Genomic DNA, 7803 nt, shown 5'->3' on the forward strand with positions numbered 1-7803 from the left:
CTCACACGCCAGCCAAAATTGCGTAAGGAGTTGTGGTGCCTGCCCAGTTGACTACCCGCGCGCAGGTGAACGGATATCGATTCCTCCTGCAGCGTTACACGCATGCGATGGTGCGTCGGGACGTGCGAATGCTGCACGATCCCATGCGCATTCAATTTCGGTCGATGATCACCGGAATCGTGCTCGCGGTATTGGTCGTCGCGGGCTGCGCGATATTGTCTTTTCTGCGCCCACAGGGACAGGTGGGTGACGCCAAGATCGTGATGGGTTCCGGGAGCGGCGCCCTGTACGCGGTCGTGGACGGACGGTTGCATCCGGTCCTGAATCTCGCTTCGGCGCGGCTGATCACCGGCAGCGGTGAATCGCCCACCTCGGTGAAAGACGCCAAGCTGTCGTCGATGCCGCGCGGGCCGCTGCTCGGTATTCCGGGCGCACCCTCGGCGCTGCCCGGTTCGGCCGACAGCGGCCGGTCGGACTGGACGCTGTGCGAGGAGGCGGGCGCCGGGCTGCACAGCACCGTGCTGGCCGGCCCGGCCCGGCTCGGCCCACGGACGCGGGTCGCCGGCCGCGACGAGGCGGTGCTTGCCGCGCGGGACGGCATCCCGTACCTGGTGTACGGCGGCAAGCACGCGCGCGTCGACATGGGCAACGAGGCGATCGTGTCGGCGCTGCCGCAGCTGCGCGCCATCCGGCCGCGGCCGATCGGCGCCGGCTTGCTCAATGCCACGGTGGCCGTCCCCGACCTCGCGGTCCCGGAGATCCCGAAGGTGGGACTGCCGAGCGCGATTCGCGGCGGGGAGATCGCCATCGGCACGGTGATCCGCGTGCACGATGTGGGCGGCCAGACCTCCTATGTGGTGCTCGCGGACGGCCTGCAGCGGATCTCGGCGTTCACCGCGCAGGTGCTGCGCACATCGAACTCCCTGGGCCACACCAGCATTCCGCTGTTCTCACCCGATGCGATCCGCGGCATCCCGATCGTCGACACGCTGCCGGTCCAGCATTTCCCCGCCGACGATCTGACCATCGTCTCCACCGAGACCGACCCCATCGTGTGCGCCGCCTGGAGTCGCGGCAACGGTGAGCAGGCCGCCCGGCTGCAGGTGCTGCTCGGCAGCGCACTGCCGATGGCCGCGGGTGCCGCACCGATGCCGTTGGTGGCGAGCCAGGGGGCGGGCGCGGCCTATCTGCCCGCATCGACCGGTGAGTTCATCCAGGCGACCGGGATCGAGCCGGACAGCACCCGGCGCGACGCGCTGTTCTACGTCACCGATACCGGGGTGCGGTTCGGCATCCCCGATCTCGCGACGGCCGCCGTGCTCGGCCTGGCGCAACCGAAACCGGCGCCGTGGCAGATCGTCAGCCAGCTGCCGGGCGGGCCGATGCTCGACCGGTCCTCGGCCCTGGTAGCCAGGGATATCGTCACCACCGGCCAGTAACACGACCATGCGGAATACGAAGGAGGACAACGGATGCCGCGGATAGTGGGCGGATACGCCGACGACTCGGTGGTCGTCGCGGTCGGCGGAGCCTGTGTGGTCATCGGGCCCGGCACCCTCGACGACACCGGGCGCTGTGGGACAGCGCCGGCGGACCTGGTGGTCGATCTGGTGAGTACCGCGGCGGCACAGGCCGGTTTCGCGGCCGCCGACGCGCCGATGCCGACCGGTTTGCTCTCGGCCGACCAGATCGCGGCGGTGCTGGCGTGGGAGGTCGGGTACGTCGAGGGTGTGCCGGGCGACGCACAACGGCCGGGGCTCAGCGCGGCCGAGGTCGAGCTGTATCTGCGGTACCGGCCGGACACCGGCGACGGCTATCCCGGCGGCGCCGAACTCGCGGCGGTGGACCGCCCGTTCTCGCTGGGCGGGTTCCTCGCCGATCTGGAAACCGTCGGTGCGACAGCGGATTCCGATGCCGATCCAGCGCTGATCGGGCAGCTCTGCGCGTCGATGGGCTACGTCGAGGAACTGGCGAGCGCGGAGATCGTCGCCGACGCGGCGACGGATCTGATCGACCGGATCAGCTACCTCGCGACCGTGGCGGAGTTCTATCCCGCACTGGCACAGGCGGTGTCGGCACAGTCGGTGCCCGCGCCCGCGGTCGAGCTCGCCGGCAAGTTCACCGAGGAACAGATCCTGGACTTCCTCGGCCGGCTGGTCGCCGAACTGGACCGGCGCAGGCCGTGGCCGGATCCCGCTCTCGTTCCGGTGGATCCGCGCACCTGGCCGTCGATGGGGTCGAGCGTGCCGGTCGGCTGGGTCGATATCGTGATCTCCGATCTGGAGTGGGCGGTCAAGGCCGAATTCGAGATCGTGCCCGACGACGACAACGCGCTGCTGGTGCTGCGCACGCGCGGCGGCCAGCTGATCGCACTGGTCGGGGAGGACGATCCGAATCCGGCGCGGTTCCTGGTGCTCCTGCCCGATGTCGACGGCCGGTCCGAGGCGAGCGAGGTCCGCGACTATCTCGCGAGATACGCGGGGTTGCAGGTGGAATCCGACGGGCTCGACGCAGCGCTGGCCGCGGCGGCACAGTCATGACACGGCCCGAGAACCAGCGTCTGGCGGGGGAGGCCACCGAACTGATCGGCGCCGTGTCCGGCCTGCTCGAACAGCTGACCGACATGCGGTCGACCCAGGCGGCGCTCACGGCGTCGGCGACGGTCGAACACGGCCGGATCACCGTCGTGGTCGATGCCACCGGCGCCATCATCGAGACCGTGTACGCCGAGGGAATCGACGAACTCAGCTACGGGCAGATCGCGCGCGCCACCGTGCAGGCCGCCCAAGCGGCGGCAGCGACAGTGGCGCGCAAGCACACCGCGCTGCTCGCCCCGATCGAGGCGATGCGCGCCGGCATGCCGGCGCCGATCGACCTGCCACCGGACCTGGCTGCGCTGCGCGCCCAGCTTCCCGAACCGGCGCGGGCGCCGCTCACGCCACCGGCGGAGCGCACGGCCGGGGAGACCCGTGCGGGTCAGAGCCGGATCCTGGATCGCTGAGCACCGTCCGTACCGAAGGGAGCACCGATGGATGACAATTTCGCCGGCGCCGTCAACGAATTCCAGGCCACCGTCGCCGAACTGACGCGGGTGCAGGCCGAATGCGCGCAGCTGGTCGCCACCGGCTGGGCACAGCGGCGCCGGGTGCGGGTGACGGTGAACGCCGAGGGGATCGCGATCGAGATCAAGTTCGGCGCCGGGATCGAGCAACTGAGCTATGACGAGATCGCCGAGGCCGTCACCGAGGCATCGCGGCAGGCCGTGCGCGAGATCGCTGCGCGCACCAGCGAACTCATGGGCGCCGTCGCGGCCGACACCGGGCCGCCGCCGCAGCTCGACGGCCTGCGCGACCTGGTCGGCTCGCTGCGCGACCTCCTGCGCTGACCAGGCCGGGTCGCGCTCGGTTACCGGGTGAACTGCCCAATCCGTACAATTCCGGGATTGTCGACGGCTTCTGACACACCGGGCCACGGCGCGGCGAGGCCCGAGACGACCCGAGCCGGACCGGAGAGGCAGCCGATGGTACTGGAGAACACCCGCGTGCACGCAGCCGAGACGGGAGCGTGCGCCGAGCCGATGCCCCTCGGTGTCCGGCGACGCCGCCTCGTCTTGCTGACGTTGTGCGCCGTCGCGTTCATGATCACCGAGGACACCGCGATGCAGACTATCGCCGTGCAAACGCTGCTGCGGCAGCTGGGACATCGCCCCGACCTGACGATTTCGATGTGGCTGCCGACGGCGCACGTGGTGGCCTATGTCGCGTTGTTGCTCGGCGGCGGCGCGCTCGCCGACCGGCTGGGCGCCAAGCGGGTGATGGTCGGTGGCTATCTGATCTATCTCGTCGGCGTCGCGCTGCATGTGTGCTTTCCGAGCATCCCGATCGCCCTGCTTGTCGCGCGCACCACCATGGGCGTTGGCGCCGCGGCCATTCTGCCCGCATCGCTGGCGATGGTCGTGCTCGTCTACGGCGACGGCAGTCGCCGGGCGCGCGCCGTGACGGCGTGGGCGGGCTGTTCCACGGCGGGAGTGATGGTCGCGATGCTCGTCACCGCGGTGATCCTCAACCAGGTGTGGTGGCCGAATGTGCTTGTCGCGGTGATGATCGCGAACCTGATCGTGCTGGTCGGGGTTCTCACCGCGGTCCCCGCCGTCGCGGTCGACCCGGCGAGCCCGATCGATTGGCCCGCGATCCTCGCCATGGTCGGCTCGGGCGGGTTGCTGGCGCTCGGCCTGCATCAGGCCGTCACCGTGGGCTTCACCTCGCCGCTGTTCCTCGCGGCGATGGTGCTCGGCGGGGCGCTCGCGGTGGTGGCGGCACTCATCCGGCGCGGCGGCTCGCTGCCGCACGACTGGCTGGTCAGTGCCGCACCACGGGTGCGGCTGGTGATGCTCGCGCTCGGGTGCGCCGTCCTGTCGATGTTCGGCATGGTATTCCTGGTCATCCAGTATCTGCAGGTGCTCGGGGGTGAGGTCCCCGTGGTCGCGGGCCTCGCGCTGTTTCTGCCCACCTGCCTGGCCACCGCCGTCGGCGCGAAAATCGGTGCGGCCTTCTATCGCGGTGGCTGCGCGGTGGTCGCGGTGATCATCGGATCCACCGCGATCATGGACGGGCTCGCCATCGGATTGACCGCGGGCGAACCTGGTGACCTGACCCCGCTCGTCGCCATGGCGACGGTGACGAGCCTGGGCTGCGCGCTGGTGCTCGGTATCGCGCTGGAGGTGCTCAGCGCCGCGAACCCGACGCGGCGCACGGGCGTGCGCTGGGCGGCGAAGCTGGTGCTGGTGCAGCTGTGTGGGCTGTGGGGCGTCGCGATCGTCAACGGGCTCGTCGCGCACGGGTACGCGGCGAACTTCGTCGTCCCCGCCGCGGTCCGGGCCGTCGGCGGCGTTGACGTCGGCCACGACCCGGTGGGTGACGGGGTGCGCGCGGTGAGCATGGCCGACGATCGGCTCGGCGTTCCGCTGGCTATCGCGCTGCGCAACGCGTTCGTCGCCGGATACCGGGGCGGGCTGCTGGCCACGATCGGCGTGGTCGCCGTGGTGATGGTGGTCATGCTCGTGGCGGTCGCGCTGAATCGCAAGTCCAAGACGGAATCACTCCAGTAGCTGTTTCCCAAGAAACTGACAACATCTCAAAAGGTTCTAAAGATTCCTTTCGAATTCCATCTGAAATCAGATCAGCTGCAAAATTTCGGCGCCTGAATTGACGAATTCTGAATGCTGCGAATAAATTGTCTGCAGAATTCATCGGAAGGCGGGATATACCATGAGCACTGTCGAACCCAGCTCCCGTGGCGGCTCAGGACGCCGGGCCGCCGCGTCCCGCACCTCGGCCGAGGAAGTGCTGGCGCGCTCGCGCGCCGAGCGGGCGCAGCTCGAACAGGGCAAGGTGTTTCGCGCCTACCTCATCGAAGAGGCCGAGCGGGTGCACGAGGAACTCGGCCTGCTCCACGATGAGCTACGCGGGATCTACCGTCAGCTGGGTTGCCTGCGCAAGCGGTTCCCCAGCCTGCCGCCTGCCCCGCGGCTGGCCGGATATCCACCGGTCGTCGTCGGGTCGTCGCCGGTCGGCACGCACGTCCCCGCTGTGACCAAGGCCACCGCGTGATCTGCACGCCAGTGTTGTTCCCGCGCTTGGGGTAATCTCACCGGTCGGTCGGATTGCTCCATGGGCTTTGGAAAGGACCGGGGTGATGCGTGTGGTGGTGGTGGAGGACGATGCCGGGATGGCACGGGCCGTGGTCGAGGGCTTGCGCGAACACGGTTTCGGCACGGTAGAGCACCTTTCCCTCGGTCTCGATCTGCTGACCTCACACACCGAGTACGACGCGGTGGTCCTCGATCTCGGCCTGCCCGACCTCAACGGCTATCTCGTGCTGCGCCAATTACGCAAGGTCAGTGCGGTCCCGGTCATCGTCCTCACCGCCCAGGACGACGAGGTCGCCGTCGTCTCCTGCCTGCGCGCCGGCGCGGACGACTATGTGGTCAAACCCCCACGCGTCGGTGAGCTGGCCGCGCGCCTGGAAACCGTCGTGCGGCGCAGCCGCGCCACCGAGACGGCCCCGACGGTCATCGTCTCCGGCGACGTCCAGGTCGACCTGATGGCGCGGACCGTCGCCGTGGCGAACACACCGATCGCGTTGACGCAGAAGGAATTCGCCGTTGCCCGTGTGCTGGCCGAGCGGGTCGGCGTCGCGGTGGGCAGGGACACCATCATGGTCGAGGTGTGGGGCGCGAAGACGCCATCGATCTCCCGTTCGCTCGATGTGCACATGGGTGCGCTCCGCGCGAAGTTGAACCGGCCGGGACTGATCACCACGATCCACGGCTTCGGCTATCGCTGGTCGCGCTGAGCAGGCGCAGTGCGCGCTCGATTGGTCACCGCGTTCACCGTGCTGGCGGCGATCTGCATGGTCTGCTTCGGCGCCGTGATCGCCAGCGAACTCGCCGCGAGCCGAACCAGGGGACTGGTGGTGGAGCGCGCGCACGACGCGAACCGGTTCGGCGTGCTCGCGGCGACGTCACCGGCGGGTCTGACCGACGCCGCCCAGGCCTACCGCGACAGCACCAACAACGGCATCCTCGTTCTCGCCGCGGACGGTTCGGTGCTGTGCGAAGTCGATATCGACCGCACCGACGCGCGGGTGCTCGCCGCGACCCGCGATCGTCACCTGCTCGAGATGCCGCGACCGCTGTATCCGTGGAACACCGAGGAGGTGTTCGTCGCGCAGCCCATCGGCATCGCGCCGCAGGCGGGTGGTGTGGTGGTGATCGCCGTGTCCACCGCGGTGACTCGCACCGACATCGTGGTCAGGTGGGTGCAGCTGGCCTGTGTCACCGCGACCGCGCTGCTGATCTTCTCCGGGCTGGCGCTGCTGGTGGCCGGCTGGATTCTGCGCCCGGTGACCGGGCTGTTGCGCGATGTCGACGCGCTGTCGTCGACCCTGCCCGCGCACAGCGTGCCACCGCGGCGGCCCGCGGCGATGAGCGAGGGCCCGCCCGAGATCCTGATGCTGGCGGCCGGTGTCGAATCGGTGACGCGTGCGGTGGCCGCGCTGGCCGCCTCCGAGCGGCAGAACGTCATCGACACCGCGCATTCCCTGCGCAATCCGCTGGCGGCGCTGGCGGTTCGGTTGCAGGCGCTGCAGCCGATGCTGGCCGCCGACCTGGCCGCGGCGACCTTCGTCAGTGTGGTCAGTGAGGTGGACCGGCTGACCGAGTTGCTCGACGGTCTGCTGTCCTCCGCGGTCGGCGCCGAGCGCAAGCAGCAGGTCGCGGCCGCCGCCGGTTTCGACGCGATCGCCGCGGTGGCCGAGCGCGTCGGGTTCTGGCGCGACGCCTACCTGCGCGCGGATATCGTCCTGACCTGCGAGCCGCTCGTCGATACCGCGCGCACGAGTGTGCCCGCGAGTGTGCTCGCCCAGATTCTCGATGTGGCGCTGAGCAATTCGGCTCGCTACGCCGGGGCGGGCAGCCGCACGACCGTGACCGTCGACCGGGAATCGGAGTCGGTGGTGATCTCGGTGGCCGATACCGGTGTCGGGGTGTCGGCCGACGAGCTCGACCTGATCACCACGCGATTCTTCCGCGGCGCGCGGGCCGCGGCGGGCGGGTCGGGGCTCGGCTTGCCGATCGCGGCCACCTTGGCGGCGCAGTACGACGGACTGATGTTCGTCGAATCGGCCGACCCGCACGGGCTGGTGGTGACGGTGACCCTGCCCGCGATCGTCGATCCGGCCGACATGACATCTCGGTGAACTGCTGAACGGGCGGTGAACTCTCCCGTCCCGGCGCTCCGCCCG

The 7803-nt window shown here is 69.6% G+C and carries 8 protein-coding genes; all 8 read left to right on the forward strand.

The window, feature by feature from the left end; translation table 11 throughout:
* The first annotated feature begins 35 nt into the window (after positions 1–35).
* The 8 genes from eccB to APZ21_RS01015 all read left to right on the forward strand — a co-directional run bounded on the left by eccB (position 36) and on the right by APZ21_RS01015 (position 7758).
* Positions 36–1439, forward strand: a complete 1404-nt coding sequence (eccB, locus tag APZ21_RS00980; protein ID WP_054811351.1) for a type VII secretion protein EccB — start codon at positions 36–38, stop codon at positions 1437–1439.
* Between the two features lie 33 nt (positions 1440–1472).
* Entirely contained in the window at positions 1473–2540 is a 1068-nt protein-coding gene (locus APZ21_RS00985) for a hypothetical protein (RefSeq protein WP_156370541.1), read from the forward strand.
* Entirely contained in the window at positions 2537–3001 is a 465-nt protein-coding gene (locus tag APZ21_RS00990; RefSeq protein ID WP_054811316.1) for a hypothetical protein, read from the forward strand. The genes APZ21_RS00985 and APZ21_RS00990 overlap by 4 nt, the downstream gene beginning before the upstream one ends.
* Before the next feature lie 27 nt (positions 3002–3028).
* Complete coding sequence (locus tag APZ21_RS00995) at positions 3029–3385, forward strand: YbaB/EbfC family nucleoid-associated protein (RefSeq protein ID WP_054811317.1); 357 nt, start codon at positions 3029–3031, stop codon at positions 3383–3385.
* Positions 3386–3412: 27 nt separating this feature from the next.
* On the forward strand, positions 3413–5107 hold the full coding sequence (locus tag APZ21_RS01000; RefSeq protein WP_156370543.1) for an MFS transporter: 1695 nt from the start codon (positions 3413–3415) through the stop codon (positions 5105–5107).
* Between the two features lie 160 nt (positions 5108–5267).
* Complete coding sequence (locus APZ21_RS01005; protein ID WP_054811319.1) at positions 5268–5609, forward strand: hypothetical protein; 342 nt, start codon at positions 5268–5270, stop codon at positions 5607–5609.
* A gap of 85 nt (positions 5610–5694) precedes the next feature.
* The gene (locus APZ21_RS01010) at positions 5695–6354 is read left to right on the forward strand and encodes a response regulator transcription factor (protein ID WP_054811320.1); all 660 of its coding nucleotides are present in this window, start codon (positions 5695–5697) and stop codon (positions 6352–6354) included.
* 9 nt (positions 6355–6363) lie between these two features.
* Complete coding sequence (locus tag APZ21_RS01015; protein ID WP_054811321.1) at positions 6364–7758, forward strand: sensor histidine kinase; 1395 nt, start codon at positions 6364–6366, stop codon at positions 7756–7758.
* The last annotated feature ends 45 nt before the right edge of the window (positions 7759–7803 follow it).

The sequence above is a fragment of the Nocardia arizonensis genome (genome assembly GCF_001310275.1).
In the GTDB taxonomy this organism is placed as follows: Bacteria; Actinomycetota; Actinomycetes; order Mycobacteriales; family Mycobacteriaceae; genus Nocardia; species Nocardia arizonensis.